Origin of the sequence: Pseudomonas sp. NFACC37-1 (assembly GCF_900101575.1) — a bacterium.
GTDB classification, from domain to species: domain Bacteria; phylum Pseudomonadota; class Gammaproteobacteria; order Pseudomonadales; family Pseudomonadaceae; genus Aquipseudomonas; species Aquipseudomonas fluorescens_AA.
Window position 1 is genome coordinate 56,526 of the sequence record NZ_FMUZ01000021.1, and the last position, 26,664, is coordinate 83,189.

23 protein-coding genes, 1 tRNA gene and 1 pseudogene are annotated in these 26,664 nt (G+C 60.2%); 8 read left to right on the plus strand and 17 right to left on the minus strand.

Translation table 11 applies throughout. From position 1 onward, the window contains the following. The first annotated feature begins 133 nt into the window (after positions 1 to 133). From BLP82_RS20240 to BLP82_RS20250, 3 genes are read left to right on the plus strand one after another with little or no spacing between them, the layout of a single operon-like run. A complete protein-coding gene (locus BLP82_RS20240; protein WP_092172185.1) occupies positions 134 to 1,147 on the plus strand; it encodes an ABC transporter substrate-binding protein in 1,014 nt (337 codons plus the stop codon). Continuing rightward, positions 1,144 to 2,160: a FecCD family ABC transporter permease gene (locus BLP82_RS20245; protein ID WP_060740642.1), complete on the plus strand. Its 1,017-nt coding sequence runs from the start codon at positions 1,144 to 1,146 to the stop codon at positions 2,158 to 2,160. The genes BLP82_RS20240 and BLP82_RS20245 overlap by 4 nt, the downstream gene beginning before the upstream one ends. Further along, positions 2,157 to 2,948: an ABC transporter ATP-binding protein gene (locus BLP82_RS20250; RefSeq protein ID WP_092172188.1), complete on the plus strand. Its 792-nt coding sequence runs from the start codon at positions 2,157 to 2,159 to the stop codon at positions 2,946 to 2,948. The genes BLP82_RS20245 and BLP82_RS20250 overlap by 4 nt, the downstream gene beginning before the upstream one ends. Positions 2,949 to 2,996: 48 nt before the next feature. On the opposite strand, the gene BLP82_RS20255 is transcribed toward BLP82_RS20250, so the two are convergent. From BLP82_RS20255 to BLP82_RS20285, 8 genes and pseudogenes are all read right to left on the minus strand, one after another. Next, entirely contained in the window at positions 2,997 to 5,222 is a 2,226-nt protein-coding gene (locus BLP82_RS20255; RefSeq protein WP_092172191.1) for an OsmC domain/YcaO domain-containing protein, read from the minus strand. A 51-nt stretch (positions 5,223 to 5,273) separates the two neighbouring features. Continuing rightward, complete coding sequence (locus tag BLP82_RS20260; protein ID WP_092172194.1) at positions 5,274 to 6,338, minus strand: sensor histidine kinase; 1,065 nt, start codon at positions 6,336 to 6,338, stop codon at positions 5,274 to 5,276. A gap of 9 nt (positions 6,339 to 6,347) precedes the next feature. Next, positions 6,348 to 7,808: an ATPase domain-containing protein gene (locus tag BLP82_RS20265; RefSeq protein WP_092172197.1), complete on the minus strand. Its 1,461-nt coding sequence runs from the start codon at positions 7,806 to 7,808 to the stop codon at positions 6,348 to 6,350. Then, positions 7,805 to 8,239, minus strand: coding sequence for a hypothetical protein (locus tag BLP82_RS20270; protein ID WP_256574173.1), 435 nt, complete (start codon positions 8,237 to 8,239; stop codon positions 7,805 to 7,807). The genes BLP82_RS20265 and BLP82_RS20270 overlap by 4 nt, the downstream gene beginning before the upstream one ends. A gap of 215 nt (positions 8,240 to 8,454) precedes the next feature. After that, the gene (locus BLP82_RS32100) at positions 8,455 to 9,360 is read right to left on the minus strand and encodes a methyl-accepting chemotaxis protein (protein ID WP_371857833.1); all 906 of its coding nucleotides are present in this window, start codon (positions 9,358 to 9,360) and stop codon (positions 8,455 to 8,457) included. Continuing rightward, positions 9,355 to 10,617 (minus strand): annotated as a pseudogene (locus BLP82_RS32105) (HAMP domain-containing protein); the annotation flags it as partial. The gene BLP82_RS32100 and the pseudogene BLP82_RS32105, both read right to left, overlap by 6 nt. Positions 10,618 to 11,117: 500 nt before the next feature. Further along, complete coding sequence (locus BLP82_RS20280) at positions 11,118 to 12,179, minus strand: ankyrin repeat domain-containing protein (RefSeq protein ID WP_092172294.1); 1,062 nt, start codon at positions 12,177 to 12,179, stop codon at positions 11,118 to 11,120. A 79-nt stretch (positions 12,180 to 12,258) separates the two neighbouring features. Then, a complete protein-coding gene (locus BLP82_RS20285) occupies positions 12,259 to 13,476 on the minus strand; it encodes an MFS transporter (protein ID WP_092172203.1) in 1,218 nt (405 codons plus the stop codon). A gap of 333 nt (positions 13,477 to 13,809) precedes the next feature. Here BLP82_RS20285 and BLP82_RS20290 point away from each other — a divergent pair, with 333 nt between their 5' ends. Beyond that, on the plus strand, positions 13,810 to 15,867 hold the full coding sequence (locus tag BLP82_RS20290) for a methyl-accepting chemotaxis protein (RefSeq protein WP_092172206.1): 2,058 nt from the start codon (positions 13,810 to 13,812) through the stop codon (positions 15,865 to 15,867). A 103-nt stretch (positions 15,868 to 15,970) separates the two neighbouring features. Then, a tRNA-Met gene (locus tag BLP82_RS20295) sits at positions 15,971 to 16,047 on the plus strand. Between the two features lie 61 nt (positions 16,048 to 16,108). On the opposite strand, the gene BLP82_RS20300 is transcribed toward BLP82_RS20295, so the two are convergent. Further along, positions 16,109 to 17,023, minus strand: a complete 915-nt coding sequence (locus tag BLP82_RS20300) for a LysR substrate-binding domain-containing protein (protein ID WP_092172209.1) — start codon at positions 17,021 to 17,023, stop codon at positions 16,109 to 16,111. 112 nt (positions 17,024 to 17,135) lie between these two features. Here BLP82_RS20300 and BLP82_RS20305 point away from each other — a divergent pair, with 112 nt between their 5' ends. Genes BLP82_RS20305 through BLP82_RS20315 form a run of 3 tightly spaced genes read left to right on the plus strand, consistent with a single transcriptional unit; the run spans position 17,136 to position 19,193 of the window. After that, positions 17,136 to 17,492: a hypothetical protein gene (locus tag BLP82_RS20305; protein ID WP_092172213.1), complete on the plus strand. Its 357-nt coding sequence runs from the start codon at positions 17,136 to 17,138 to the stop codon at positions 17,490 to 17,492. Further along, complete coding sequence (locus BLP82_RS20310; protein ID WP_218189432.1) at positions 17,492 to 18,418, plus strand: DMT family transporter; 927 nt, start codon at positions 17,492 to 17,494, stop codon at positions 18,416 to 18,418. Before BLP82_RS20305 ends, BLP82_RS20310 begins: the two co-directional genes overlap by 1 nt. A 46-nt stretch (positions 18,419 to 18,464) precedes the next feature. Next, a complete protein-coding gene (locus BLP82_RS20315) occupies positions 18,465 to 19,193 on the plus strand; it encodes a LuxR family transcriptional regulator (protein WP_092172216.1) in 729 nt (242 codons plus the stop codon). On the opposite strand, the gene BLP82_RS20320 is transcribed toward BLP82_RS20315, so the two are convergent. The 8 genes from BLP82_RS20320 to BLP82_RS20355 all read right to left on the minus strand — a co-directional run bounded on the left by BLP82_RS20320 (position 19,180) and on the right by BLP82_RS20355 (position 26,663). After that, positions 19,180 to 19,878, minus strand: a complete 699-nt coding sequence (locus BLP82_RS20320) for a 4'-phosphopantetheinyl transferase family protein (RefSeq protein WP_092172219.1) — start codon at positions 19,876 to 19,878, stop codon at positions 19,180 to 19,182. The genes BLP82_RS20315 and BLP82_RS20320 overlap by 14 nt on opposite strands. Next, positions 19,875 to 20,246: a hypothetical protein gene (locus BLP82_RS20325; RefSeq protein ID WP_139197889.1), complete on the minus strand. Its 372-nt coding sequence runs from the start codon at positions 20,244 to 20,246 to the stop codon at positions 19,875 to 19,877. The genes BLP82_RS20320 and BLP82_RS20325 overlap by 4 nt, the downstream gene beginning before the upstream one ends. 10 nt (positions 20,247 to 20,256) lie before the next feature. Then, on the minus strand, positions 20,257 to 21,660 hold the full coding sequence (locus BLP82_RS20330; RefSeq protein WP_139197890.1) for a GNAT family N-acetyltransferase: 1,404 nt from the start codon (positions 21,658 to 21,660) through the stop codon (positions 20,257 to 20,259). A 63-nt stretch (positions 21,661 to 21,723) separates the two neighbouring features. Continuing rightward, on the minus strand, positions 21,724 to 22,281 hold the full coding sequence (locus BLP82_RS20335; RefSeq protein ID WP_092172228.1) for an RBBP9/YdeN family alpha/beta hydrolase: 558 nt from the start codon (positions 22,279 to 22,281) through the stop codon (positions 21,724 to 21,726). Beyond that, positions 22,271 to 23,983, minus strand: coding sequence for a chloramphenicol-biosynthetic FADH2-dependent halogenase CmlS (gene cmlS, locus BLP82_RS20340; protein WP_092172231.1), 1,713 nt, complete (start codon positions 23,981 to 23,983; stop codon positions 22,271 to 22,273). Before cmlS ends, BLP82_RS20335 begins: the two co-directional genes overlap by 11 nt. A 15-nt stretch (positions 23,984 to 23,998) precedes the next feature. Further along, positions 23,999 to 24,619 carry an LbetaH domain-containing protein gene (locus BLP82_RS20345; RefSeq protein WP_060740627.1) on the minus strand — a complete coding sequence of 207 codons (621 nt, stop codon included), beginning with the start codon at positions 24,617 to 24,619 and terminating at the stop codon, positions 23,999 to 24,001. Beyond that, the gene (locus BLP82_RS20350) at positions 24,616 to 25,983 is read right to left on the minus strand and encodes an ANL family adenylate-forming protein (RefSeq protein ID WP_092172234.1); all 1,368 of its coding nucleotides are present in this window, start codon (positions 25,981 to 25,983) and stop codon (positions 24,616 to 24,618) included. The genes BLP82_RS20345 and BLP82_RS20350 overlap by 4 nt, the downstream gene beginning before the upstream one ends. Next, positions 25,980 to 26,663, minus strand: a complete 684-nt coding sequence (locus BLP82_RS20355) for an SDR family NAD(P)-dependent oxidoreductase (RefSeq protein ID WP_218189433.1) — start codon at positions 26,661 to 26,663, stop codon at positions 25,980 to 25,982. The genes BLP82_RS20350 and BLP82_RS20355 overlap by 4 nt, the downstream gene beginning before the upstream one ends. Position 26,664 lies beyond the last annotated feature (1 nt).

Genomic DNA, 26,664 nt, shown 5'->3' on the forward strand with positions numbered 1-26,664 from the left:
GGTGTCCGGGAAGGGCATCCTTGCGTTGCGCATCACTGGGCCGATCGGCACTTCAGTGCTTCAGCGGCAGCGTTCGATGATGTGTTTTCCAGTCCGTCCCCTGCTCCGTGTACGGTCAACTGGAGTTTGCGTCATGCTGCTGCCCCGCCTTGCCCCCCTCGTCATCGCCCTGGGTCTGCCGAGCCTCGCCCACGCGGCCCCGACTCACTATCCCCTGACCCTCGAGAACTGCGGCAGCACGCTGACCTTTGAGCAACCACCCAGTCGCGCCGTGACCATCGGCCAGGCCGGCACTGAAATGCTCTATGCCATGGGTTTGAGCGACAAGGTGGTCGGCACTTCGCTCTGGTTCAACGATGTGCAGATGAAGTACAAGGCACAGAACGACAAGATCGAACGCCTGGCTGATAACGAGCCGAGCTTCGAGGCGGTGATCGGCAAACGCCCGCAACTGGTGGCGGTGGAACTGGAATGGATGGTCGGACCGCAAGGCGTGGTCGGTACCCGCCAGCAGTTTCACGAACTGAAGATCCCCACCTACCTGATGCCCTCCGATTGCGAGGCCAAGGATAATCTGGTCGGTGCGGATGGCACACGGCTGGAGGCCTTTCGCATCGACAGTATCTACAAGAGCATCAGCCAGTTGGCTGAAATCTTCGACGTACAGGAGCGTGGCCAGCAGTTGAACGCCCAACTCAAGGCGAGCCTGGCGAAGTCTATCGCCACGGTGCAGGCCAAGGATCTGAAGCAGACGAGCGCGCTGTTCTGGTTCTCCAGCGCCAGTCTGGACATCGACCCCTATGTGGCCGGGCACAAGGGCATTCCTGACTTCATGCTCAGTACCCTGGGCGTGCGCAACGTGGTTGAATCCGATGAGGAATGGCCGACCGTCGGCTGGGAAACCATCGCCAAGGCCAACCCGACCTTCCTGGTCATTGCCCGCATGGATCGCCGACGTTTTCCGGCGGATGACCATGAAAAGAAGCTGCAATTCCTGCGCAGTGACCCGGTGACCCGCAATATGGACGCGGTGAAAAACAACCGCATCATCATTCTCGATGCGATGGCCATGCAAGCGAGCATCAGAATGTTCGACGGCCTGGAAACCCTGGCGACGGCCATCAGCGGCTACGACCTGCCGAAATGATTCCGACGCTGATTCGAACGTTGCTGGCGTTGGCGGCGCTGCTCCTGGCAGTGATTGCCGGTGTGGCCATCGGTGAGACGAGTATCGAGCCGAGTGTGGTGTTCCAGGTGCTGGCCAACAAACTGTGGGCCGCAGGTTATGCCCTCGACCCGATAGACGAAGGCATCGTCTGGAACTACCGGCTGACCCGTGCGCTGGTGGCGGCGGCCTGCGGTGCGGGCCTGGCGACCTGCGGGGTGATCTTGCAATCGCTGTTGCGTAACCCGTTGGCCGATCCTTACCTGCTCGGCATCTCCGCCGGGGCCTCGACAGGCGCGGTACTGGTGGCGCTGCTGGGCATTGGGGCGGGGCTGATTTCGTTGTCGGTCGGGGCCTTCGCCGGGGCCGTTGCCGCGTTCGCCGTGGTCGTTTTGCTGGCCCGTGCCAGCCGCTCACCCGCTGGCACCGGGCAGATCATCCTGGCCGGCATTGCCGGCTCGCAGTTGTTCAATGCGCTCACCGCGTTTCTGATTACCAAGTCCGCCAGTTCCGAACAAGCGCGCGGCATCATGTTCTGGTTGCTGGGAAATCTCAGTGGGGTCCGTTGGCCGTCGGTGTGGCTGTCGGTGCCCGTGGCATTGATCGGTCTTGCGGTGTGCCTGTGGCACCGGCGGGCGCTGGACGCCTTTACCTTTGGCGCCGACTCGGCCGCCTCCCTTGGCATTCCGGTACGCCGGGTGCAATTTCTTCTGATCAGTTGCGCGGCACTGGTGACAGCGGTGATGGTGTCGATTGTGGGCTCCATCGGTTTCGTCGGGTTGGTCATTCCCCATGCCGTGCGTTTGTTGCTGGGTACCCGGCATGCGCGCCTGTTGCCGGCAAGCGCGTTGGGCGGCGCGGTGTTCCTGATCGCCGCCGATGTCTTCTCCCGAACGCTGATCAAAGGCCAAGTCATCCCGGTCGGCGTCATCACTGCACTGGTGGGTGCTCCGGTGTTCGCGTTGATCCTGATCGGTCGGAGAAATGCCCGATGAATGCCGTCACCTCTGTCATCGGCGAATCCGTGCTGAGTTGTTCCGGCCTCGGCTTCCATGTGCGGGACGCCGAGTTGTTGCACGATATCCGCCTGGACATCCGTCGGGGCGAAACCCTGGGCCTCGTCGGCCCCAACGGTTCGGGAAAATCCACATTGCTCAAACTGCTGGCGGGCGTGCGCGCCCCCAGCCGGGGCGACATTCACCTCAACAACCAGCCCCTCAAGACGCTGGCACGGCGAACCGTCGCGCAGACCCTGGCCGTGGTTGAGCAACAGGCCGACACACTGGATGCGATCAGCGTGTTCGACGCCGTTGCCTTGGGCCGAACGCCGTGGCTATCAGCCTTGAGTCCGTGGTCAAACGAAGACGCTGCCATCGTCCAGCAGGCGCTGTGGGACGTCGATGCGGCGCACTTGAAAAACCGCACCTGGCACAGCCTGTCCGGCGGTGAACGCCAACGTGTTCACATCGCTCGGGCCCTGGCCCAACGCCCGCAGATTCTCTTGCTGGACGAACCCACCAATCACCTGGATATCCAGCATCAGCTCGCCATCCTGAAAGTCGTGCAAGCGCTACCTGTCACGACGGTCATCGCCCTGCATGACCTGAACCAGGCGTTGACCTGTGATCGCCTGGCGGTACTGGAACGGGGCCGGCTGGTAGCGCTAGGCAAACCTCTTGAGGTGCTGACCCCGCAACGCTTGCAGGCTACGTTCGGCGTGCACGCCCATTACCTGATCGACCCTTTCGACGGCGCGCAGATCCTGCGCTTTCGTTCCGTTTGACTGAATCTCGGGGTTCGGAAAAAACCGAACCCTATGCAAGTGCCGAGTTTAGCCAAGCGACGGGGCGAGCACAGAAGATAAAGCCGACACATTGGCCCGCGCCGCGTGCAGTTTTTTGTAGCTGTCGATCAGGCGCAGGTGCCTATCGAGCCCCTCCAGCTTCATGCTGGTCGGCGTCAAGCCATGGAAGCGCACGCTGCCGTCCACCGAGCCGATCGCCGCATCCATCCGCTCGTTGCCAAACATCCGACGGAAATTGGCCTCGTAGTCTTCCAGTTCCAGGTCTTCGTCCAGCTTCATCTCCAGCACCACATTCACGGCCTGGTAGAACAACCCGCGCTCAACCGTGTTGTCGTTGTACTGCAGGAAGGTTTCCACCGCTTCCTTCGCCTCTTCGAACTGCTGCAAGGCCAGATAGATCAGCAGCTTCAACTCCAGGATCGTCAACTGGCCCCAAGCCGTGTTGTCATCGAACTCGATGCCGATCAAGGTGGTGATGTCGGTGTAGTCGTCCAGCTCGCTTTCCACCAGACGCTCCACCAGCGCTTGCAGTTCGTCTTCGTCCAGGCGATGCAGGTTCAGGATGTCGGCGCGGAAAAACAGCGCTTTGTTGGTGTTATCCCAGATCAGATCGTCCACGGGATAGATTTCCGAATAGCCCGGCACCAGGATACGGCAGGCTTTCGCGCCGATATGCTCGTAGACCGCCATGTACACTTGCTTGCCCATGCCTTCGAGAATGCCGAACAAGGTCGCGGCCTCCTCGGCATTCGAATTCTCACCCTGGCCGGAGAAGTCCCACTCCACGAATTCGTAATCTGACTGGGCACTGAAAAAGCGCCACGACACCACGCCGCTGGAGTCGATGAAGTGCTCGACGAAGTTATTCGGCTCAGTCACCGCATGGCCTTCGAACGTCGGTTGGGGCAAGTCGTTGAGGCCTTCGAAACTGCGGCCCTGCAACAATTCGGTCAGGCTGCGCTCCAGCGCCACTTCCAGGCTCGGGTGTGCGCCGAACGAGGCAAACACACCGCCGGTCCGCGGGTTCATCAACGTGACGCACATCACCGGGAATTCTCCCCCCAGGGAGGCATCCTTCACCAGGACGGGGAACCCCTGCTCTTCCAGCGCCTGAATACCGGCCATGATTCCCGGGTACTTCGCCAACACGTTGGCCGGTACATCCGGCAGTGCGAATTCACCTTCGATGATCTCGCGTTTGACCGCGCGCTCGAAAATCTCCGACAGACACTGCACCTGAGCTTCAGCCAGTGTGTTACCGGCGCTCATGCCGTTGCTCAGGAACAGGTTTTCAATCAGGTTGGACGGAAAATACACCACCTCGCCGTCCGACTGGCGCACGTACGGCAGCGAGCAGATGCCGCGCTCTTCATTACCCGAGTTGGTGTCGATCAGGTGGGAGCCACGCAGCTCGCCGTCGCGGTTGTAGATTTTCAGGCAGTACTCATCGAGGATTTCCGCCGGCAGCGCATCTTTACGGCCAGGCTTGAACCAGCGCTCGTCCGGGTAATGCACAAACGCCGCGTTGGCGATGTCTTCGCCCCAGAACTGATCGTTGTAGAAAAAATTGCAGTTCAGTCGCTCGATGAACTCGCCCAACGCCGACGCCAGGGCGGCCTCTTTGGTCGCGCCCTTGCCATTGGTAAAACACATCGGCGAGTGTGCATCGCGAATATGCAGCGACCAGACATTGGGCACGATATTGCGCCACGAAGCGATCTCGATCTTCATGCCCAGGGCCGCCAAAATACCCGACATATTGGCGATGGTCTGCTCCAGCGGCAGGTCCTTGCCGGCGATATAGGTACCCGCTTGGGAAACCGAATTGGGCATCAGCAACGCCTGGGCATCGGCGTCGAGGTTCTCCACCTCTTCAATGACAAACTCAGGCCCGGCTTGCACGACCTTCTTCACCGTGCAACGGTCGATGGAGCGCAGAATGCCTTGGCGGTCTTTGTCGCTGATATCCGTCGGGAGCTCGACCTGGATCTTGAAGATCTGGTTGTAGCGATTTTCCGGATCGACAATATTGTTCTGCGACAGGCGAATGTTATCGGTAGGAATATTGCGCGTCTGGCAATACAACTTCACAAAGTAAGCCGCGCACAACGCCGACGAAGCCAGAAAGTAATCGAACGGCCCGGGGGCCGAGCCATCGCCCTTGTAGCGGATAGGTTGATCGGCCACCACCGTAAAGTCATCAAACTTGGCTTCAAGTCGAAGGTTGTCGAGAAAGTTGACCTTGATTTCCATACGGGATTACCAGCATCACGAGCAAAAAATAGGCGGCCATTATCCGCTTTTTCAATCGGAAGTCTTGTGCTTTAGCCCATCCTCACCGGTGAGTTGACTCACCAACGGCAACCTCACCACGAACTCGCTACCCTGCCCATCCCCCGCACTCTTGCCGATCACCGTGCCGCCGTGGCTTTCGACCAACTCGCGCACCACCGTCAGGCCAATGCCCAGGCCCGCGCCATTGAACCCGATGGCGTGAACATCCTGCACAAAAGGCTCGAAGATGAACGGCAGTGCCTTGGGCGAGATACCGATGCCGGTATCGCGGATGCTTATTTCCACTGCGTCGCTTTCGGCGGTGACCGAAAGTACGACGGTGCCACCTGCCGGGGTGTACTTGGCCGCATTGCCCAGCAGATTGCCGAGAATCTGCGCAAGGCGCACCGGATCGCCGTTCAACGACAAGGCACATTCGGGCAGTCTGGCAATGAAATGCAGGTCCCTGGAGAGCATGACCGGCTTACAGATGTCCATGGCCTCATCAATGACCTGCAGCAGATCGATCCTTTGACAATCGAGACGAAGCTTGCCGGTCTTGACGCGAGAGACGTCAAGCAAGTCTTCGACTAAACGGGACATATGCCGCACCTGGCCTTCGATCAGCGTCTGCATGCGCGGCAGTTCCTCGCTGGGCACCCGCGCCAGTCGACCGGCAATCATGCTGATAGGGGTCAGCGGATTGCGCAGTTCATGGGCGACCAGGGCGAGAACGTTACGTTGACGCTCTAGCGCGCGTTCGGCCGAGGTCCTCAGGTGTTGCGCACTGAGGGCGGCGATGACCAGGAGCTCATTGGCTTCGCGCATATCCAGGTACAACTGTTGTTCGACCGGCGTGTTTTTTGGCTTTTGCGCCTCGGACTGGGCCGACAGGATCGCCAGGACCAACTGTTGGTTGGCCTCGATCAATTGCTCGATCTGTCGCTTGTCGGCGAGCTGGGTGTTGGCGTCGCTCAGTTCCTTGTGCAACGCCGCCAGCACCGCCCGCGCCTCGACGGTTTTCTGGCCGAGCAGGAACAGCTCGCGAGCGACCGTAGTCATCGCTTGCTCATCCTTGCCATTGGCCTCATCCATTATTCTGACTCATTCACTGTCGTTGACAGCACGCTGCCGGGTAGGCCGGCCGCCGAGCAGTCCCTCCTGGTCCGGCAACATTTCACCGATCTGCAAACCGCCGTCATCGATGCGATACAGGCGTAATTCATCAGAGTGGGAGCTGGCCCGCACCTTGACCACCGCCATGATGCGCAATAAACGGCTCTGCACTTCAATGTAACGCTGGACGATGATGGCGTCGGTGAGAAACGCCGTGCCGTAAGGACTGAAGCGCAGGTCGGTGTAGCGGTCTTCCAGCTCCGAGGTCAGCAAGACACTGACGCCAGCGCTGGTCAACGCCGTGACCATGCGCGACAGCGACTCGCGAAAGTCCTCGCGAAAGGTCGGCGCCAGCGCCAGTTCGAAACCCGACAGCGAATCAATGACCACCCGGGTCGCTTTCAGGCGGGCGATCTCGCCCAGCAGCAGATGCACGATTTCGTCGATGGACAGGTCCGGTGCCCGGCTATCCACCAGCCCGACTTTTCCACATTGAATCAAGTTGGCGAGGGTGGCGTTCTGGGAATGATTGGGACGTTGTTCGAATACCGCGATCACGCCGGTTTCGCCATTGCGCGCGCCTTCGTCGAGGAAGGAGGCCGCCAGAATGCTCTTGCCCGAACCGGACGGCCCCGCCACTAACAAGGAATAACCGCGCGGCAAGCCACCGCCAAGCATTTCATCGAGCTGCGGCACGCCCATGGCCAGGCGCTTGATGGGGAACTCCAGCGGGGCTTCGACCGGGTTGAGCGGCGCAGGAGCAAAGACCTTGATCCCCGACGAGGCGATACGGAAAGTGTGCAGCCCCGGCAGTGTCGGCTGGCCGCGCATCTTCATGATTTCCATCTTGCGCACCATGGAATTGCGCTGAACGCTCTGGCGCAGCCAGATCAGCCCATCGGCCACGGTGAAAATCGGGTTGGTATCGGTTTCGGTGAAATACTCGCCGATCAGGAACGTCGTGGCCTGCCAGGTGGTCATCAGCATGCCCAGTTGCTGGACGAACTGCGGCAGGTTGTTATTCGGGTTGTCCTGGGTCTGGCTGGCCAGCACCACCGAACGGAACGAGTCAACGAACACCAGCGCCGGGGAGTGAGCCTCCACCTCGCTGACAATGCGCCGCAGCACCTCGTCCAGGTCCCCGGCCAGGGTGTCATCAGCCAGATTGACGTAACGGATCGATTGATTGATCGCTTCGCTGTCGAAGAAATCGAACTGCTGCTGATAACGCAGCATCTTCAGTGGCGGCTCGCCCAGCACGGTAAAAAACAGCGCGGGACGCTCGGGGGTCGCCAGGGCAAACATCATCTGGTGCGCGAGGGTGGTCTTGCCACAACCAGGCGGACCGGCGATCAGATTGAACGAAAACTCCGGCAATCCTCCGCCCAAGACCTCGTCCAGTCCTGGCACGCCGGTGGCCAAGCGGTTGATAGTCACTTTGGTGCTCATGGCGAATTTTCCTGCGAAGGGGTGTCGCTCAAGGAAGGTTCCCACACGCCACGAAGCAAACGTGCGGTGAGCGAGGGCCCGATCAGCGTGGTCAGCAACTCGTAGAAGATGGTCAGCAACATTTCACCGAAAAACAGCGCATCGGCTTCGCTTTGCTCAACGAGTACGGATTTAAGGGCAGTCAGCACCTGGCCGGCCTGCACCCTGTCGCAGGGGCTGGTCAGACGCGGATGATTGGCCCCACACAGATGCAAACTGCGGCGATAAAGCGCGGCAACGCCTTGTTGACCAATAACGGGCGTGAGGGCCGCCTCTATATCCTGCAAAATTGAAATGATCGCGTGGGCGGTCTTTGCAATGTCAGCGTTGGGGCCAACGCGGTGCGTCAGAGAAGCTACGATCTGACGGCTCTCTTCGCTTAGCGTGGACATGGCTAACTGATATCCGATGGGCAGATATCGATAGTACACCCTCAAGAGCGTTATCGAGGCCCCATCGGTCAAGCAATGCAATTGCGATCACTTACGGTAAGTCAGTCAAACCAGCCCGGCCAAGCGCTGAAACAGAAAATCCCCGTCAACATTGGCTGATACGGGGATTTTGCGTCATTACATTACAGATTCGCCTGGAGCCGGCTGGAAAACCACTAACCCCTTTTGACTTTGAAACGACCCAGCACACGCTGCATCAGGGAGGCCCGCTCCGAAAGGTCCTTGGCCGCCACCGCGCACTCTTGCGAGTTGGACTGGTTTTTCTGCGTCACTTCATCGATCTGTTCCAAGCCGATGCTGGCCTGCTGCAAGCCCGAAGCCTGCTCGCTGGAGGCCTGGTAGATCAGCGAAACCAGGTTGGAAACCGCGCTGGTTCCATGAACGATGTTTTTCAGCGATTCGGCGGTCCGGCCCGCGATGATCATGCCGCGCTGGGTCTTGCTCGACGAATCCGCGATCAACGCGGCCGTCTGTTGGGCGGCCTCGGCACTGCGGGCGGCCAGGCTGCGTACTTCGTCGGCGACGACGGCAAAACCGCGCCCAAGCTCACCCGCCCGGGCGGCTTCGATGGCCGCATTCAGGGCCAGCAGGTTGGTTTGTGCGGCAATGTTGTCGATGGTGGTGATGATCGCGGTGATGTCCTTGCCCGAGTTGTCGATTTCAGCCATCGCGGCAATCAGCTCGCTCATCAATTTATCGCTCTCCCCCGCATCGGCCCGTGAGGCCTGGGATTGCTCATCGGCTTTCTTGGCGTTGGCGGCATTGTCCCGGGTCTGCGCAGCCATTTGCGTCATCACCGCGCTGATTTCGGTAATGGACGACGCGGAGTTCGACGCACCATCGGACAACGATTGGCTCAGATCGGTGACCTGCGCCGAGCTGCCGGTAATCTGGGTGGCGCTGGTCTGCACCTCGGAAATCAGTTGGTTCAGGTTGCTGACCATCTTTTCCAGTGACTTGCCGAGGGTATCGTGGGGCGACGACAAGCGGACCTCCAGGTCCAGATCCCCCTCGGAAATACGCTCGGCCACCCTCACCTGCCGCTGCAGGCTTTCGGACATGTCATTGAGTGCGGCAGACAGTTGCCCGACTTCATCCTCGGATTGCTGCACCAGGCGGCGCGAGAAATCGCCAAGACTGATATTGGCGGCCAACGCCGCGGCCTCGCGGATCGGGCCGACGATTTTCGCCGTGGCGAACCAGAGGGCGACCAACGCCAACAAGGAAATGCCCAGCCCTACCGACACTTGCCAGATGCTGTTGTTGATGCTGCGCGCTTGCAACTCCTGCTCCAGGGCGATGGCCTGGGCCATTACCACGGCCTTGGGCAAACGAATCAACACCGCCCAGGGTTTGCCCGTGCGACCGAGGGCAATGGGCATCAGCACTTCGATGTTCTGGGTCTGCGGATTGAGCAGACCGTCTCCCCGACCGCCCTGGATATCGCCGAGCACTTTTTCCCAGGAGTCAGGCAACAAAACCTTGATGGATTGCCCGATCAGGTCGGTGCGCTGGCTGTCTGCGACCACCAAGCCCTGGTTACTCAGGATCGAAACCGTGCCTTTGCCGCCGTAGAGCTCGGCAGACATCTGCTCACTGAGTTTCTGGATAAAGGCGATATCGAAGTCAGCCCCGACCACACCGTAGAACTTGCCGTTGGCCACGATGGGCACCGACAGGGTGGTCAGCCAGACGTTCTTGCCCTGGACCACATAGGGAATGGGATCGAGCACGCTCTCCTTCAGAGTGTCGCGCGGGCCGCTGTACCAGCCGCCCTTGGGCACGCCGTTGGGGTGACGATCCGGGGAGTCATACTCGACCAATGGCTGCACCGCGACATGACCGTCGGCGCTGCGAGTCCAGTAAGGCGTGAAGCGTCCTGTCAGGGGATTATTGCCATCGGTAGCATTACGGAACGCCGGATCCTGGCCGTCCAACGCATTGGGTTCCCAGCAGGAGTAGGTGCCGTTGAAGTCCGGGTTATCCTTGAGGATGCTGAGCAATACGCTGTTGATCTGCTCACGCCCCAACGCCAAGGGACTTTGCGCGGCCTTGCTGGCGGCAAAGGTGTTGGCCATGGTGCGGGCCGCGTCAAGGGCATTCTGCAGCTTGGCCTGGATGGCATTGGCACGGGACTCGGCCAGGTTCTGGATTTCCCGGATTGTTGACTGTTCAACCAGCGCCGAGACTTCGGAAGCGACATATTGCTCATTGGTCCGAGCGGTAAAGAGCCCGTAGACCACCAGGCTGACGGATGAAACAAACAGGCATACGCCTGCCGTGACACAAATGCGTGCCTGCAATGACTTGAACTTCATATCATCCCCTGCCTGATTCTATTTATTGCCAACGCTAGAGACGACGGTCTCTAACTTATGCACGACGCGGCAAATAACAATCGATTACGGCTGTTTACGCTGCCCACAAGCCAATCGCCTTGAAAGGGCACGGCGATACAGCACTTTATAAGTATTTGAAACGTGGCAGGTTGGGGCGTAAATCCGCTCTATCCGCCTGAAAAGCAGCTAGAGGTATCCAAATCAAGAACCGAAGGCCTTAGGTGCCAGGGCAATAAGGGCGATAGGTGGAAAGAATGCGCGATCCCTGCTTTTCCAGTAACCCTGGGGTCACTCTTGAATAATCTCGCAGAATCCATTCAGACCAATAACCACAGCCACAAATTAACACGACCGACTTTTGTACAAAATCGAACTTAGGCGTTATACAAAACAGTACTTTGGTCGTAATTCAATACAAGTGCGGCACGAGGTGTCACGCCGGGCTATTCGCTCCTGAAGAGGCGGGACGCGCCGTCACGTCACCTGCTGTAGGAAGGCGCCGCCAATGGCACCGGCTGCGGGTTGGCGATCACCCAACGCACGGCCAATTCACAGAGACGATCAGTCTGCTCGTCGTTATCGTTGCCACCCCGCAGGCCGGCAGCCAGTGCCCGGGCTTCAGCGAGGTCGGCCTCAGGCAAGGGCACGGCGCTGCCCAGATGGTCAACCAGAGCCACCAACATCGCTTTGAAATCGGCGTCCCAGTTGGCCGATCCGTTGTGGTGAATCTCTTGGGAGATACGGCCACTGATGCGGATCACCTCACCCTGCGCCGTCGCTGCGGCGCCTGAGGATGGCACCAGCAGCTCCCACAATTGCTGATGCTGGTCTGGCCAGCCACTGGCCGTCACGACGATGGCGGCCTGACCGTCGTGAACCTTGCGAGAGGCAACGGGCACGACGTCGAAAAGGCGATAAAGACGGGTCAGGGCGGCGTCCGTTGCCTCGAGGTAGTCCGGGTTGAAAGAGGCCCGGTGAAATTCGAACTCACGGCCGATGCGCTGCACTTCAGCGAGCATACCGTCATCGCCTTGCAGCCCTGCCGCCAACAGCGTCTGGGCGATTTCCGCGGTGGCCTCGATATCGGCGTTGCGGGTGGTGGCCAAGGCAATATGCAGGACACCGTGCCCCTGCCGACTCTTGGCATCGACATTGGCGCCCCGGCGGATCAGGGCCGCGATGGCCTCGGCTTTGTGGCTGTTGGCAGCGGCATGCAACGGCGTGTAGCCCTGGTAATCCTGCGCCTCGATATCGGCGCCCAGATCCAGCAGCAGATCGATACCCCCGATCCAACTCGAACTGCGATGATGCAGAGGCGTTCGCTGGTAAGTGTCACGGGCATTGATATCGGCGCCCTGCTCCACCAGCCAGCGGGCCAGTTCGTCGGGGCAGTTGTAAAAACCCAGCGCGGTGCTCTTGCTGTAGCCGCCGGTGGCTTCAATCTCACACGCATCGAACACGGCGACCAACTCGGCAAACGAGGCCTGCTCCAGCAACTGGCCGAAATCCTTCGGCAGTGTCTTGCGTTTACGCTTACCCATGGCGGCGGTCACCGTTCTGATCAAAAGATTTTTCAGCATAAAACTCGATATTCATTGGCAACGGCCATCTGGATGCGGATCAGACTTTTTTAGTCCTTGGCAGGAAAATCGCCAACACCCCAAACAGCGGCAGGAACGAGCACAACCAATACACGTACTCAATGCCACGGATGTCCGCCAGATGCCCCAGCAGCGCGGCACCAATCCCGCCGAAACCGAACATCAGGCCAAAGAACACCCCGGCGATCATCCCGACATTGCCCGGCACCAGTTCCTGGGCGTACACCACGATGGCCGAGAACGCCGAAGCGAGGATGAAGCCGATCACCACGCTGAGGATGCTGGTCCACAGCAGGTCGACATGAGGCAGGATCAGGGTGAACGGCGCCACACCGAGGATCGAGAACCAGATCACCGCCTTGCGCCCGATCCTGTCGCCAATCGGTCCGCCAAAAAAGGTCCCCGCCGCCACAGCGCCGAGGAACAGGAACAGATACAACTGCGAAGAGGCCACCGACAGCTCGAACTTCTCGATCAGATAGAACGTGAAGTAGCTGGTAAAACTGGCCATGTAGAAGTACTTGGAAAACACCAGCAACCCCAGCACCACCAGCGCGCTCAAGACCCGGCCCTTGGATAGGCCATGGGTGGCCGCCTGGCCTTGCTTGAGCTTGAACAGGTTCAAGTGGTTGGCGTACCAGCGGCTGATGCGGTACAGCACGAACAGCGCAAACAGGGCGAACAACCCGAACCAGGCCACATTGCCTTGCCCGTAGGGAATGATGATCGCCGCCGCCAGCAGCGGGCCGAAGGCAGAGCCGGCGTTGCCGCCCACCTGGAATGTCGATTGCGCCAACCCGTAGCGCCCACCCGACGCCAGTCGTGCCACCCGCGATGCTTCCGGGTGGAAGGTCGACGAGCCGATACCGATCAATGCCGCCGCCAATAGGATCAAGGCAAAACTGCCGACCATGGACATCATCACAATGCCGATCAACGTGCACACCGTCCCGGCCGGCAGCAGCCAGGGCTTGGGATGTCGATCCGTGTGATAGCCGACCCAGGGCTGTAACAAAGATGCGGTCAACTGGAACGTCAGGGTGATCAGGCCAACCTGGGTGAAGGTCAGGCCATAGCTGTCCTTGAGCATCGGGTAGATCGACGGCAGCACCGCCTGGATCAAATCGTTGATCAGGTGCGCCAGCGCCACGGCACCGATGATGCGCATGACCAACGGGCTGCTTTGCGCCGGGGCGGCAACGGATGGGGTGGCGGCTTGGGTATTGCTGATAGCCATGGGAGTTTCCAGACGACAGAGGGTGCACATGGGCAGGTGCGTCAATGTGCCATTTTTCGGTGCGACAAGGCTATCCCCTTAGCTTGCTATCTACCTTGAAAAAATTGTCGAATTCCAAGGTGATAGCCCAACGCCATGGTCTGAATCTTGCCTTGTTAATGAGCTACAACGCGGCTTCCTTACAAAGGAGACCGAGAATGGGAAGTTTCGCTACAGAGCTGGCCTACCGAGCCGATTTGGACAAACTTTCGAAGCCTTTTAAAAGGGCACCCGTTTTAGCACTGTGTAAAAAACGCACAAAAACAGTGCAGGGGTGTCCAGGGGAGTATGGGCATGCAGGCTTTTCTATCACCGGGAATCAGGTTGTTGGGGCATTTCGGCTTCGCCCGCAAATTCCAATTGCTGTTCCTGCTTTTTATCCTGCCGCTCATGGGCAGCCTGTGGCTCATCGGCCAGGACTATCGTGACAAACTCAGCCTGATTTCCGGAGAGCGCGCCGGGGTTCGCCAATTGCTGGCACTGGATAATCTCGACAACCTGCTCACCGCCCAGCGCAACCGCGCCGCCCGCTGGCGCGCCACGGAAACCAATCGCCAACCGACCCCGGCGACCATCGCCGCCATGGCGGCCTTCGATGCGGTGCAGCCGGCCCTCAACCAGGCCGCCAGCGACCTGGGCACCACCTTGCAAAGCGAAGGTGCCGAAGCCGACACGCTTGCCCGCTATCAAACCCTGCAAACCAGCCTCAACGGTCTGGACTCCAAGAGCCTGGGCAGCGTGGGTTGGTGGCCGGACGGCTACGACCGTTTCACCGCGGCCCTCAGCGCCCTGCAAGCCTTGCGCGAGCAGATGGTCATGGACAACCGCCTGACCCTCGCCTCTTGGCTGGAAACCTACCTGCTGACCCAGATTTCCACCCAACAAACACCGGACCTGATCGAACGGGTCGGCCGCTTGGCCAGCGTTGGCCAGGCCTCTGTGGTATCGGGCCAGTTCACGCTGCAGAGTCGCCTGCAACTGCGGGACCTGCGCAGCCGTATCGGTGACGCCCGGGACCAACTGGTCAAGACCGGAGCATTGCTGGAAACCCGCCTGCCCAGCGATTTGCAAACCTGGGCCGGACAATTCCAAGGCAGCCTCAAGCACTTGGACGCCGGCCTGAAAGTGCTGGATGACGGCGTATTCGGCGGCGCCATCAACCTGAAGCCGGAAGACTTCGAAAAACACATGGACGCCCTCCTTACCGACCTGGCGACCCTGCGGCAACAATCACTGGTGGCACTGGATACGCGGCTGGATCACTACCACGGTTCGGCGATTCGCCAGTTCAGCCTGGTAGCGACGGTGCTGGGCTGCCTGCTGCTGGCGGCGCTGTATCTTTTTGTGTGCCTGCAAGCGTCGATCCGGCGCAGCGCCAGCGGCATCACCCTGCTGGCCGAAGCCCTGCGCGACGGCAATCTCAGCCTGCAAGTGCCGGTGCAAGGGCGCGATGAGCTGGCGGCCATCAGCACCGCTCTCAACGTCGCCGTGGTGCAGTTGCGCAACAGCCTGCTGGGGGTGGACCACGAAACGTTGCAGTTGAGCAATGCCGTACGCACCCTCAATACCCACTCCAGCGGCGCCCTGGGAGAAGTCGAGGCCCAGCAGATGCAGATCAGCCAGATCGCCGCCGCCGCGACGCAACTGGCCGCCACCTCCCAGGGCGTGGCCAAGAGTTGTGAACAGGCTTCCGACAGTGCCCAGCAGACCCGCCGCATCGCCACCGACAGCAGCCGCGACAGCCAGCGCACCACGGCGAGCATCCAACAGCTCAACCAGCGACTCAACGAAACCGCCGCCGCACTGGGGCGCGTCAGCGAACAAGGGCAGCAGATCCAACTGGTGGTCGATACCATTCGTGGCGTGGCCGAGCAGACCAATCTCCTGGCCCTCAATGCCGCCATCGAAGCGGCTCGCGCCGGGGAACAGGGCCGTGGTTTCGCCGTGGTGGCCGATGAAGTACGCAGCCTGTCGCAACGCACCCAGTCCTCCACGCAACAGATTGCCGGCACCGTCGACAGCCTGCGTGCCACGGTCAACGAAGCCGTCAGCCTGATGGAAGCCGCCTGCGGCCAGGCCCAGACCGACGCCCAAGCCGTCACCGGCCTGGGCGAACGGCTGGGAGAAATTGCCAGCGCCGTGCAAAGTGTCACCGACACCCTGGCGCAAATCGCCACTGCCGTGGATGAACAAGCCAGCACCGCCGACGAGGTCAGCGGCAATATCCAGCAGGTCGACCAGGCGGCCATGCGCTTGCTCGAAGGCGCACGGGCCGTGAACGTGGCGGCGGATACCCTGAGCCAGGGGAGCCAGGCCTTGAGTGCCAACACAGGGAGATTTCAGCTCAGCTGACAGGGATTTGCGGCGGGGATTGTTAAGCGGTTGAAAGCGCAGAGAAATATTTCAGATTTACGCTTGACACATCTTCGTTACCGGCGAATAATGCGCGCCACTTGGCTACATAGCTCAGTTGGTTAGAGCATAGCATTCATAATGCTGGGGTCCGGGGTTCAAGTCCCTGTGTAGCCACCAAGTACTAAAAACGGCCTATCGAAAGATAGGCCGTTTTTTTATGCCTCGAAAAAAGGATCGCTCAGCAGGCCGGCAGTCGACGTGCCTGGCTGAGCTCTCGCAGATACGACTCAACCTCCTCACCCAGCCATTCGGCAAACTGCTGCCGCTTGGCCTCGACACGCTCGCGGTCTGGTAGCAGCAGCCAATACGGGTAGGCATACGGCACCGCATGCTCGCTCAACTGCACCAGTTCACCACGCCCGATGGCGTCATGCACCAGGCTGCGACGCACCAGCGCGATACCCTGCTTGAGTCGCACGGCCTCCAGCACCAGATTCGAATCGTTGCTGCACAGCCCCTTGCGCGTGACCTCGGTGTCCAGCCCCGCCGCCTCGCACCAGGGCTGCCAGGAGTCCATGGTGAAAATGATCGGGCTCGCGACGATCTGCGCCGGCGTATGCGGTAGCTGTCCGCCATTGAAGCCCGGGGAAGCGACAACGATCATTTCGTCGTGAAACAACAGCTGTTTTTCCACCAGTTCCCAGTCGCCCCGCCCCATGCGCACGCTGACGTCCACCGCCTCCTGCGCCAGATTGGTCACGGTGAGACTGGCCTGCAGGCGCACCGTGATATGCGGGTAACGCGCCTGGAATCGACCGATGCGCGGCAGCAGCCAGGAGAAGCCGAAGGAAGGCATGACCGCCACCACCAGCTCCGAAGCCTTGGGCTGCGCTTTAACCTGGCGAGTCGCATCGGCGATGTTCTTCAACGATTCACGCACCTGCAACGAGTACAACCGACCGTCTTCAGTGATGCGCAAGGTACGCCCCTCGCGCACGAACAGTGTCACACCCAGCATCTCTTCCAGCACCTTGAGCTGCTGGCTGACCGCCGAATGAGTGACGTGCAGCTCCGTCGCCGCCAAGGTGACACTGGACAAGCGGCTGACAGCTTCGAAACTGCGCAGACAACTGAGGGGAGGGATCGCCGACATGTAAGCCCCGCTAACAATTACTTCAAGAAATTACTGATGTTTTTACCGAAACCGGCCATTTAATGTAAGCGCAGATGTATTTTCCAATGACTTTTTCAGAAGGAAGACCAGGGTGCGTACGTTGACGGTCTCTTTCAATGCCAATTCCCAGGGGGCATCCGACGGCGAGCCGGACTGGGTCTACATCTATCTTCGCCCGACCGAGTTGATGTCGTTGCACTTGCGCCAGGACATCATCGCTCACGCCCTGAGCGGCAGTCATTGGGTGAGCTGGGAAGGTCGCGACATGCTCCTGGAGCAGAGCCAGAGCCTCAGGTTGAGCGCCGGCAAAGCGCTGATCGACGGAACCGGGGTGCTGCAGCTTGCCTTGGCGCCGGCACCACAGGAAACCACCAAGCGCTTGGGCCAATGGCGCATCGCACCATTGTTACCGAGCCGGGTCCTGCCGCTGCGGATCGAGATCCGCTGATGGCAATGTCAGTGGCTGGCGAGGCGACGGGCCTCCATAGCCGACTGGGTTTCGCTGTCACGATCCTGGCGTCCACATTTCTGATGGGCTCAAGTTTCGTGTCGGGCAAGATATTGCTCGAGCAGGGATTCGATCCCTTGATGCTGGTGGGCTGGCGGTTCTTCCTGGCCGCGCTGGCAACCTTGCCATTGGTATTCATGCAAGGTGGTTCCTGGCGTACCAACCTGCTCCCACGCCACTTGGACGCCCGACAGGTGCTGGTGATCGCCCTCATCGGCCTTACCCAGACGACGGCCGTGATGAGCCTGCTGTTCCTGGCAATGCGCACCGTTTCGGCCTCCACGGCCGCGATCCTGCTTTTCACCAACCCCGTGTGGGTCGCGGTAGGCAACCGACTGTTCTTCGCGCAGCCGCTCAAGGCCAACCGCCTGTTGGGCCTGGTTACAGGCTTGATCGGCGTAGCGCTGGCCATTGGCGCTGACGTTGCAAAAGACCCACAGCCTGGCGCCTGGATCGGCGTAACGCTGGGTTTGGGCGCCGCCGTCAGTTGGGCCACCGCGACACTGATCATCAAGCGCAACCCGGTGGCGGTCGGCACGTGGACCTTGAGTTTCTGGCAACTGTTCATCGGCGCCCTGGGGGCACTCGCCTGCGCCCTCCTGGCCGGCGAACACTGGCCCGCTCACCTCTCGATCCAGCAGTGGGGCTGGTTTGCCTGGCTGGCCATACCGGCCTCGACCGGCTCGTTCGGGCTGTGGTTCGTCGCGCTGAAACAGGCAGACGCCACCAGCACCAGTGGCTGGCTGTTCCTGGCGCCCATGTTCGCGGTGCTGCTGTCCTGGGCCGTACTGGATATCCAACTCTCCGTTTGGCAATGCCTTGGAGGTTTGTTGGTCGCGGCTTCGATCTGGCTGATGAACCGTTGATCCGCATCCTGCGATGCTGAGCCGGCAATCATTGAAAAGGAAATGAATGATGTTATCGCAAGCGCTTGAGTTTCTTCTGGACGGCCCCGGCATCTCGACCAGCAGCGATCTGTTCGATCGCTTGAAAGAACCGGTTCTGCAACTGGGCTTTGGCCGCTATGAACTGCGCCTCAAACAGGACAGAAACGCACGGGAGCGCAGCGAACTGGTCATCGGCGATTACCCACAAGCCTGGCATGAGGCCTACGAACAGGCAGGCTACGTCAGGATCGACCCGGTCATGTTGCACTGCATGCATAACGTCACGCCCATCGTCTGGACCGAGCGACTGTACAGCTCACCGCAACAACACAGCCTGCGAGCGCTGGCCATCGCCCACGGCCTGGAGCATGGCGTCACCTTCGCCCTGCACGGCCCGCAAGGCCAGTTCGGGACATTGGGCCTCAATCTCCAGGCACGCGACGCTGATCAGGCGCAATCGATGATCAGGCACCACATGGGTACGCTATCGATGCTCAGGGACGCAGCCCTGCAAGCCGCCCTGGCCCTGATGGTTCCGCCAGCGCCCGTCACCCAGGTCAAGCTGACCCGGCGTGAAAAGGAAATACTGCGCTGGAGTGCCTTTGGCAAGACCAGTTGGGAGATCTCGAATATCTGCTGCTGTTCGGAAGCCAACGTGGACTATCACTTCAAGAATATCCGCCGAAAGTTCAGCGTGACGACGCGTAGCGCCGCCGTTGTCCAGGCCCTGTCGATGCAGCTCATTCAGATCTGACACAGCAAGGCATCCGGCCAGGCGCCGGGTGCCAGCTGAAATCGAGTTCTGGCGACCACTCACCGCACAGGCCCAACCGCGAAGGCAACAGATCGGCTGTAAGCACCTCACCGGTGAGTGTGCCGACTCCTCCGGCCAGGTTGAAACTGCGCTGGGAAGGGGCGGCATCTTCGGGCCGACATAAGCACCGCGTATCACCGCGTATCCCACTCCCCCGGTATTTGAGCAGACTCTCGCGCCGGGTCCACAACCACACAAAGTCGGCTTCCCGCGTACCCTCATCGCGACTCTGGAGCCAGCGACGCTCACTCTCGCAAAAGTATCGACGCACAGCACTGCGCCAGAAGACCGGGGCGGCACCGTCCTCGTAGTCAAGGCCCACACGGGACGACCCCACGACCAGCAGGCCCAGGCGCTGTGCATAAGTCACGCTGGCGAATAGTCGGGGCTGGGTACAAATGCACAATTGCCCCGAGGCCTGCTGTTCGATCGCCACTTGTTGCGGATCGCACTGCACAAGCCCGGCCACCGTCAGGCGCAGGGCAATGCGTGCGTTGAGGTAACGAACTCGCTGGCGCTCGCCCAAGGTCGCGGCGTGTCGCATCTGCTGTGCGTCCAGCACGGTATGCCAAGCGACATCAGCCAGTGCATGGACCGGGAAGACAACCAACTGCAACGCGCTCATGCAGATTGTTCACGGGCATTGTGACGGACCTGCAACCGGGCATAGAACAAAGCATAGGCTCCCGCCAGGCCCAATACCGGGAGCAGGGTCAGCACCGGATCCGGCGTGCCGATCATCATGTGCACGCTCAGCAGCACAGCCGCGTAGATCAGCATCGCCCAAGCGGCCACTCGCACCGCAACGGCCTGGTGCGGGCTGCTGCCGATCCGGCGGCTGATAAAGGCCGAGAACGCGAAAGTAGCCGCGAAACTGAGCAGCCACTGCGCCAAGGCCGATTGCGCCATGGCCATCCAGGGTAACTGACGGGCGCAGAATGCCACCCAACCGGCGTACAGGGTGGCCGACGCGGTGGAGCTGACAAGCCTCACGACCGAGGGATTAACCCATGAGTTTCTTGAGCGCACGCGCGATCCCCCGCTTGACCCGTATCCCCGTGGCCGACACCCGGAATTGAGCGGCCAACTGGCTGATGTGCTGGCGATGCACGCTGTGCCCGATGGTAGGACCGAAGACAAACAGCCACTGGGGCAAATGCCAGTCGAGACGGCTCAGAAGACGGCCAACGTCGAAATACATGACGCGCACGGTTTCACCGCTATAGGGGTGCTTTTTGCTGATCGGCAGGCATTGCGCCCCTAGTCGGGTGTAGATCGGCACCAGGATATCGATGGCGTCCAGCACGATGTACCGGCTCTGCAAATGCAGGGTAATCCTGCCCAGTTCGCGCAGCAGTGCCAGCATCACGTGATGCCCGGCGTACTCGGGTAAAATGGCGACCCGGGACATCTCGACAAAGCCCGCCGCCCACAACCATTGTGGCAAGGGCGTCGACATCTCGATCTCGCAGCGCTCACGATAGCCGCTGTTGACGACGACACGCCCCGCCCCCACACATTTATTGCCCAGCCGCGCGCTGACCTGGATGGCGTAAGGGTCCCATTCATCCCACAAGACTCGCGGATCCTGCACGTCCTCCAGCCGACCGTAGTGGCGGTTGGCAGCCAGGCGGCACGTCAGCAAATCGTCCATGGCGCCGGTCCCTTCGATAATCGCGACATGGATCAGGCGACCGATGGCCGGACTCTTGCGTAGCGCCACGGGCAGGCTGTCGAAGGAAAAGTGCCGACGCTGGCACAGCAGCATCAACGCCACCGCGGTGCTCGAGGGTTTGTCCAGCACCCGGAAATGACAGAGGAAACGGCCCTGGTCCTCGAAACGCCCCAGGACCTGCACACGCACCATGGCCTGGCCACTCCAGGGACAGTTGAACTGCAGTTCCAGGTCCACGCCCGGCACGATCACTACATCTCGGTCCAGTACCTCGAAGGCGCCGTTGAGCGGGCTGAGGTAATGCAATTGTACGGTCAGGCGACGATTGAACAGTATGGGGCTTCGCGCCGCCGCCCTGAGTGACGCGTCGGCGCGATCGCGCTCATTCAGGTACGCCGGCCTGGAGCCGCAGCTCACCAGTTCCAGGCAGGGTCGGTCATTGCCTGACCACCGTCCCTGCATGTTCACCGGCACTTGCGGGCGATGCAGGCACTGCTGGAAACACAGCGTCACGGTAAAAGGCTCGGGGTTGGCACTGTAGAGACCGGCCGGCACTTCAAGCACGCAATGCGCCTCGTCCCGGACCGCCAACGTGGCCGGCACACTGTGCCCTTCAAATCGGGCATGCACCGGGATACGGTGGCACTGCCCCTGCGCAACCCCTCGAACCGATGGCGATAATGCGGCGCCAAGCTCATCGCCCGGCAGCACAGACACGGCATTAGCTGACATAGCATCGTCCTGATGGCTTAAAGAAATACAGGCCGCCGTGGGCAGCCTGTGTTCAATCGTCACTCAGTGACTCAGTGACCGGGCAAAGGATTGCAAGAGGTTGTAGCCCTGATCCCAGTACCCCAACTGCGACTTCCCATTGATGTGGCCCAGCTCGCCCAGGTTGGTGCAGCCGCAACCCAACTGGCGGGCGCTGCGCTGAACGTAATCCAGGTCCCCGTAGGGATCGTTCTGGCTGGTGATCACCGTGACCGGAAAGTCGACGCTCAGTTGGTCGGCCGGTCGGAAGCCACGGGCCTGCTCCGGAAACTGCTTGCCATTGGGGTCCGGCACCGCGACCAGAAACGCGCCGCGCATCAGGTCCGAGCGATGTCGCGCCGCCCACTCCAGGAGCAACAGGCACCCCAGGCTATGGGCGACCACGACCACCGGTCGCTGCTGCCCGGACAACAGCGCCTGCAAATCCGCGACCCACTCCTCGCAGTCCGGGTTATCCCAATCACGGTGCTCCAGCCACAATGAATCGGGATGCTCGGTCTTCCAATGCCGTTGCCAGTGGGTATCGCCGGAGTTGCCGACACCCGCCAGGAAAAGCCAACTGAACCCCTCGTCATACTTCATATTCGACACCTACCCCATCGAAGCGCAGGCGATCCTGCACCAGCACTCGTTGCCCATGCTTGTCGAAACCATCGAGCAAACCGGCCTCCATCAGCCGGATAACGAACTGCGAGGAGTTCACCTCCCCCACTTCGTTGAGGCGCACCATCAACTCCTTGTAGCCGAATTTCTGTTCGTAGAGGTCCTTGAACAGCTGCACCAGCGCTTCGCTCACGGTGTACTTGGTCATGTCCTTGCCGGCCCCGTTGGACAGGATCCGCTTGAGGCTCAGCTTGAAGCTCAGGGGCTCGATCTTGAAATAGTCGGCGGTCTCGACCCGGTCGCCCAACCAGTTGAAGCTGGCGATGCGGTTCAACTGTTTGGTCAAGTCGGAGATCCAACGCACGCGAGCCGGGTTAAGCTCGGCATCCATGAACTCGTCGGTCAACTCATTGCGCTGGTGCCGGCCGATGGCAATCATGGTGGAGGCGCGGTCCTTGAAGTCGCCAATCTGCGGGCGGTTCTGTTTTTCCCCGTTGACCAATTGCTCGAACCACTCCTTGCGCTTCAAGCGTTCGTCGGCCGACTCGCTGATGCGACGCTTGGTCCAGAACTCGGATTCCGGCTCAGTGAACGAGGCAAACGTGTAGAAGGACGCCAGAAACTCGTGGTACTGGTTGTAGGTCTCGCTGTAGCTGCGGTTGTACCAGGCGTGGACCTTTTCGTTCTGCTCCGGATGCTGCATCAGGTAGTCAATGCTGCTGGCTGCGCTGACCGCCGACTGCGAGGCCAGGTGCACCCCTTGGGAGAACAATGGGTCGGTGAAGCAGGCCGAATCGCCGCACAGGAAAAAGCGGTTGTGGGAGAAGTATTTGGTTTCGTAGGACCAGTCACGCACCAGCTTCACATCCTCGTAACGCTCCACACCGTTGAGGATCGACAGGGCTCGCTCGCTCTTGGCCAGGGTCTTGTCATAAAAAGCATTGAGCCCCATGGCCTTGATATCGGCCAGCTTGCTCTGGTCGACAATGGTACCCACGCTGTAGATACCGTCCTTGAGCGGGATCATCCAGATCCAGCCATCTTCGAAAGTGATCGAGAAAGTGGTGCCATTGAGGTCGTTCTTGAACGGGTCCGGGGTCTTGAAGTACGACCACAAGGCCACGCTTTTGTAGAACTCGTCGTACTCACGCAGATCCAGCTTGCGCACCAGCGGGCTATTGCTGCCTGAAGCGTCGATCAGGTAGTCGGCCGTGAATTCGCTGGTCTCGTCCTTGTGCCGTACCGTGACGCTGACTTTGTCGGCCTGCTCGGTATCCACATCGATGACTGCCGCCTCCTCGAACACGCGCACACCGCGCTCACGGCAGGTGTCGAGCAGCATCTGGTCAAAGTCCGAGCGCAGCACCTGGATGGCGTGGTCGAACACCCAGTCTTCGGTCTTGGGCGTGCTGAACGAGAAGGTCCACGGCGCTTCGGTCTTGCCCCACAGGAAGGTGGCGGAAGGCTTGAGCACGTAGCCGGCCTGCGCAATCTTTTCACTCAGCCCGAGGCGGTGCAGGATCGACAACGTGCCAGGCAAAAAAGATTCGCCTACGCGGTAGCGCGGGAACTTCTCTTTTTCGAACACCGTCACCTGGTGCCCAAGTTTTTGCAAGGTCAACGCTGCGATGCTGCCAGCTGGACCACCGCCCATGATAATGACGTGTGCAGACTTGTTCATGCGGTTACTACTCCTTTAGACCAGTTGAAGGATTTTCTGGCGGGCCGTGGATGTGCAGTGCGAATGCGCCGGGATGCACTCGCTGAGGGTGCAACCGGCCTGGATCGTCACATCGTCTTCAATCACCGTCTGGGGCGTGACCACGGTACTGAGCCCGATGAAGCAGCGATTACCGAGGGTCACGCTGTTACCGGCATTGAAATGCGGTGACAGGAAGTTGTTGTCGCCCAACTGCGAATGGTGGCCCACGCTGCAGTGGTAATTGATCATGTTCCAGGAACCGATCCGGGTGTTGACACCCACGTGGCAATCGGCGGCGATGACATTGCCGCGGCTGGTGCGCAGGTCCAACCGATGACGGACGCTGGGGTGGATGAAGTTGGGCGCCAACAAGCGGCCATCGCTGAAGTACGCGTCGATCAGTTGCTGGCGCAAGGCAATATCGGCCACCCCCAGAACGTAGCGATAACGTGGGTCCAGGCCTTGGGCGGGCCACGGCGCGGCAGGGGCGGCATCGCCCCCGGCCTCATCCGGCACGATCAGGTGACGCACCACTGCCAACGGCTCGATGTCTTGCAGGTAAGTCGCCAGTTCCAGCGCGAAGCGCCCGGCGCCGAGGATCACGATATCGCTCATGAGAGCACCGCCCGGGTCTTCTTGAACCGATTGGAAAAAGCGATTTCGTCGACCTTGTTGACTTTGACAGGCAACTTGTAGGCTTCCAGGCAACTGCCCAGATGCTCGAGCACATGCTGTTTGAGGGCTTTCTTGCTCTCCACGCCTGCGGCCATGACATCCATGTGTACAGCCTGGCCAGTGATCGCATTCGGCACGCCGTAGACCACGCAGTCGTCGATCAGCGAGCTGCGCAGCATCACGTCCTCGATTTCGGTGGGAAGCACCTTGAGCCCTCCGACGTTGATCAGCTCCTTTTGCCGTCCCTGGATCCGCAGATAACCCTCTTCGTTCTGCTCCACCAGATCACCGGTACGGAACCAGCCATCTTCGGTGACGTTATCGGTGTCCTGGTTCAGATAGCCGACAAACTGGCTGCGGGTCTTGAGCTGCAACTCGCCATCGACAATGCGGTACTGAGTGTTCGCATCGGCCAGCTTGAAAAAGGTGCTGGCCGAGGACTGGCTGACCGTAGCGCTGATACCCGTTTCACTGGTGCCGAATGTTTGCAGCATCTTGGCCTTGGGAAACGCCTGCTGGACCCGTTTGAGCAGGCTTTGCTGCATGCTTTCAGTGCCATAGGTGATCAACCGTACCGAGGACAGGTCATGCTGTTCGTGATGCCGCCCCATCAGGATCAGGTTAAGGAAGGTAGGGCTGACCGGCAGCACCTTCACCCCATGCCGCGCCACCAGCGCGCAGATCGATTCGGGGGCCCGATCGACCGGCATCACCGCGCACCCGCCCACCGCCAGCGTGTTGAGCAAGGAGTTCAAGCCGCCGATGTGGTCGAACAACAGGAACATCAGGATCGAAAGGGGCTTCTTGCGCTCCTTGCCCAGCTTGGTGTCGATCAGGTCATCCAGGTCATGCAGGATCGCCTTGGGCGCGCCGGTACTGCCGCTGCTCAGCAACACCAGGCCTGAGCGCCCCTTCTCCCGCAGCGCGCTGTAGTACTCAGGGCTTTCGTCGGCGACCGGTTGTGCCAGCGAGTGATGCACCCAGGCATCGGCGACGATCTCGATCCGATACTGGCACCGTGCGGCACCTTGCAGGGTTTGCAGGGAACGCTCACTGAGATCGACCAGCGGCGCCACAATATTGCGGTTCAGGTACAAGGCCAACAGCGCAGCGACGCCAGGCACGCTGTAGTCACTGTTGAGGATGACCGCATCCCCCGGCTTGACGCCGTGGTCGACCAGCCAGGCCAGGCACTGCTGCACCTTGGCATGCAGATCGTTGTAGGTGCACTGCTGCTCGCCATGCAACAGCGCCACGCGCTGCCCCGGTTCGGCCAGCGTTGCCAGCAAGGCATCGCGGCTCATTGCACACCTCCCAGGCTGAGGGTTTCACCCGTCACAAAAGCCGACTGGCTGGAGATAAGAAACTTCAAGGGTCCGATCAGGTCGGTAAACACACAGGGCCTGGCTATCGTCTGGCGCTCAATCATCTTCTGTCTGATCTCTTGAGGAAGTGTGCGGGTCAAAGAGCTTCGGTACAGCGGTAACACCAGGTTATTGATGCGAATGCCAAAAACCGAAAGTTCCTTGCTCAACGTTCGGGTCAGCTGTTCGACAGCGGCTTTACTGGCGGCATATATCGATTGGCCTGGAATGGCCCAATGGGTCGCCACGGTAGATATATTCACGATGACACCCGGATGCTCGTTCTTCTGCATTAACTTGACGGCTTCGCGGGTAACATTCATCAAGCCAAATACATTGCTCGCAAATAAACCCTGGACCGTCTCGGCGGGCGTCAACTGAAAAGGTGCCATATTGGCTTCACCGGCGTTATTGATCAGCACATCCAGTTGCGCATGATTCAAGCGAATATGCTTGATCATTTTCCTGACCGCACTGGCGTCATTCAAATCCAGACAGAAGTGCGTGTAGCGCTCATGTTCGATTGAACCTTCACCGCGACTGCAACCAATGACGAAGTGGCCCTGTTCCAGAAAATACAGCGCCGCTTCTTTACCGACACCTTTGCGGGTACCCGTCAAT

Coding starts and splice junctions, on each gene's coding strand:
- BLP82_RS20240 (WP_092172185.1), top strand. CDS start 134: ATGCTGCTGCCCCGCCTTGCCCCCCTCGTCATCGCCCTGGGTCTGCCG.
- BLP82_RS20245 (WP_060740642.1), top strand. CDS start 1,144: ATGATTCCGACGCTGATTCGAACGTTGCTGGCGTTGGCGGCGCTGCTC.
- BLP82_RS20250 (WP_092172188.1), top strand. CDS start 2,157: ATGAATGCCGTCACCTCTGTCATCGGCGAATCCGTGCTGAGTTGTTCC.
- BLP82_RS20255 (WP_092172191.1), bottom strand. CDS start 5,222: ATGGAAATCAAGGTCAACTTTCTCGACAACCTTCGACTTGAAGCCAAG.
- BLP82_RS20260 (WP_092172194.1), bottom strand. CDS start 6,338: ATGGATGAGGCCAATGGCAAGGATGAGCAAGCGATGACTACGGTCGCT.
- BLP82_RS20265 (WP_092172197.1), bottom strand. CDS start 7,808: ATGAGCACCAAAGTGACTATCAACCGCTTGGCCACCGGCGTGCCAGGA.
- BLP82_RS20270 (WP_256574173.1), bottom strand. CDS start 8,239: ATGTCCACGCTAAGCGAAGAGAGCCGTCAGATCGTAGCTTCTCTGACG.
- BLP82_RS32100 (WP_371857833.1), bottom strand. CDS start 9,360: ATGTCCGAAAGCCTGCAGCGGCAGGTGAGGGTGGCCGAGCGTATTTCC.
- BLP82_RS20280 (WP_092172294.1), bottom strand. CDS start 12,179: ATGGGTAAGCGTAAACGCAAGACACTGCCGAAGGATTTCGGCCAGTTG.
- BLP82_RS20285 (WP_092172203.1), bottom strand. CDS start 13,476: ATGGCTATCAGCAATACCCAAGCCGCCACCCCATCCGTTGCCGCCCCG.
- BLP82_RS20290 (WP_092172206.1), top strand. CDS start 13,810: ATGCAGGCTTTTCTATCACCGGGAATCAGGTTGTTGGGGCATTTCGGC.
- BLP82_RS20300 (WP_092172209.1), bottom strand. CDS start 17,023: ATGTCGGCGATCCCTCCCCTCAGTTGTCTGCGCAGTTTCGAAGCTGTC.
- BLP82_RS20310 (WP_218189432.1), top strand. CDS start 17,492: ATGGCAATGTCAGTGGCTGGCGAGGCGACGGGCCTCCATAGCCGACTG.
- BLP82_RS20315 (WP_092172216.1), top strand. CDS start 18,465: ATGATGTTATCGCAAGCGCTTGAGTTTCTTCTGGACGGCCCCGGCATC.
- BLP82_RS20320 (WP_092172219.1), bottom strand. CDS start 19,878: ATGAGCGCGTTGCAGTTGGTTGTCTTCCCGGTCCATGCACTGGCTGAT.
- BLP82_RS20330 (WP_139197890.1), bottom strand. CDS start 21,660: ATGTCAGCTAATGCCGTGTCTGTGCTGCCGGGCGATGAGCTTGGCGCC.
- BLP82_RS20335 (WP_092172228.1), bottom strand. CDS start 22,281: ATGAAGTATGACGAGGGGTTCAGTTGGCTTTTCCTGGCGGGTGTCGGC.
- cmlS (WP_092172231.1), bottom strand. CDS start 23,983: ATGAACAAGTCTGCACACGTCATTATCATGGGCGGTGGTCCAGCTGGC.
- BLP82_RS20345 (WP_060740627.1), bottom strand. CDS start 24,619: ATGAGCGATATCGTGATCCTCGGCGCCGGGCGCTTCGCGCTGGAACTG.
- BLP82_RS20350 (WP_092172234.1), bottom strand. CDS start 25,983: ATGAGCCGCGATGCCTTGCTGGCAACGCTGGCCGAACCGGGGCAGCGC.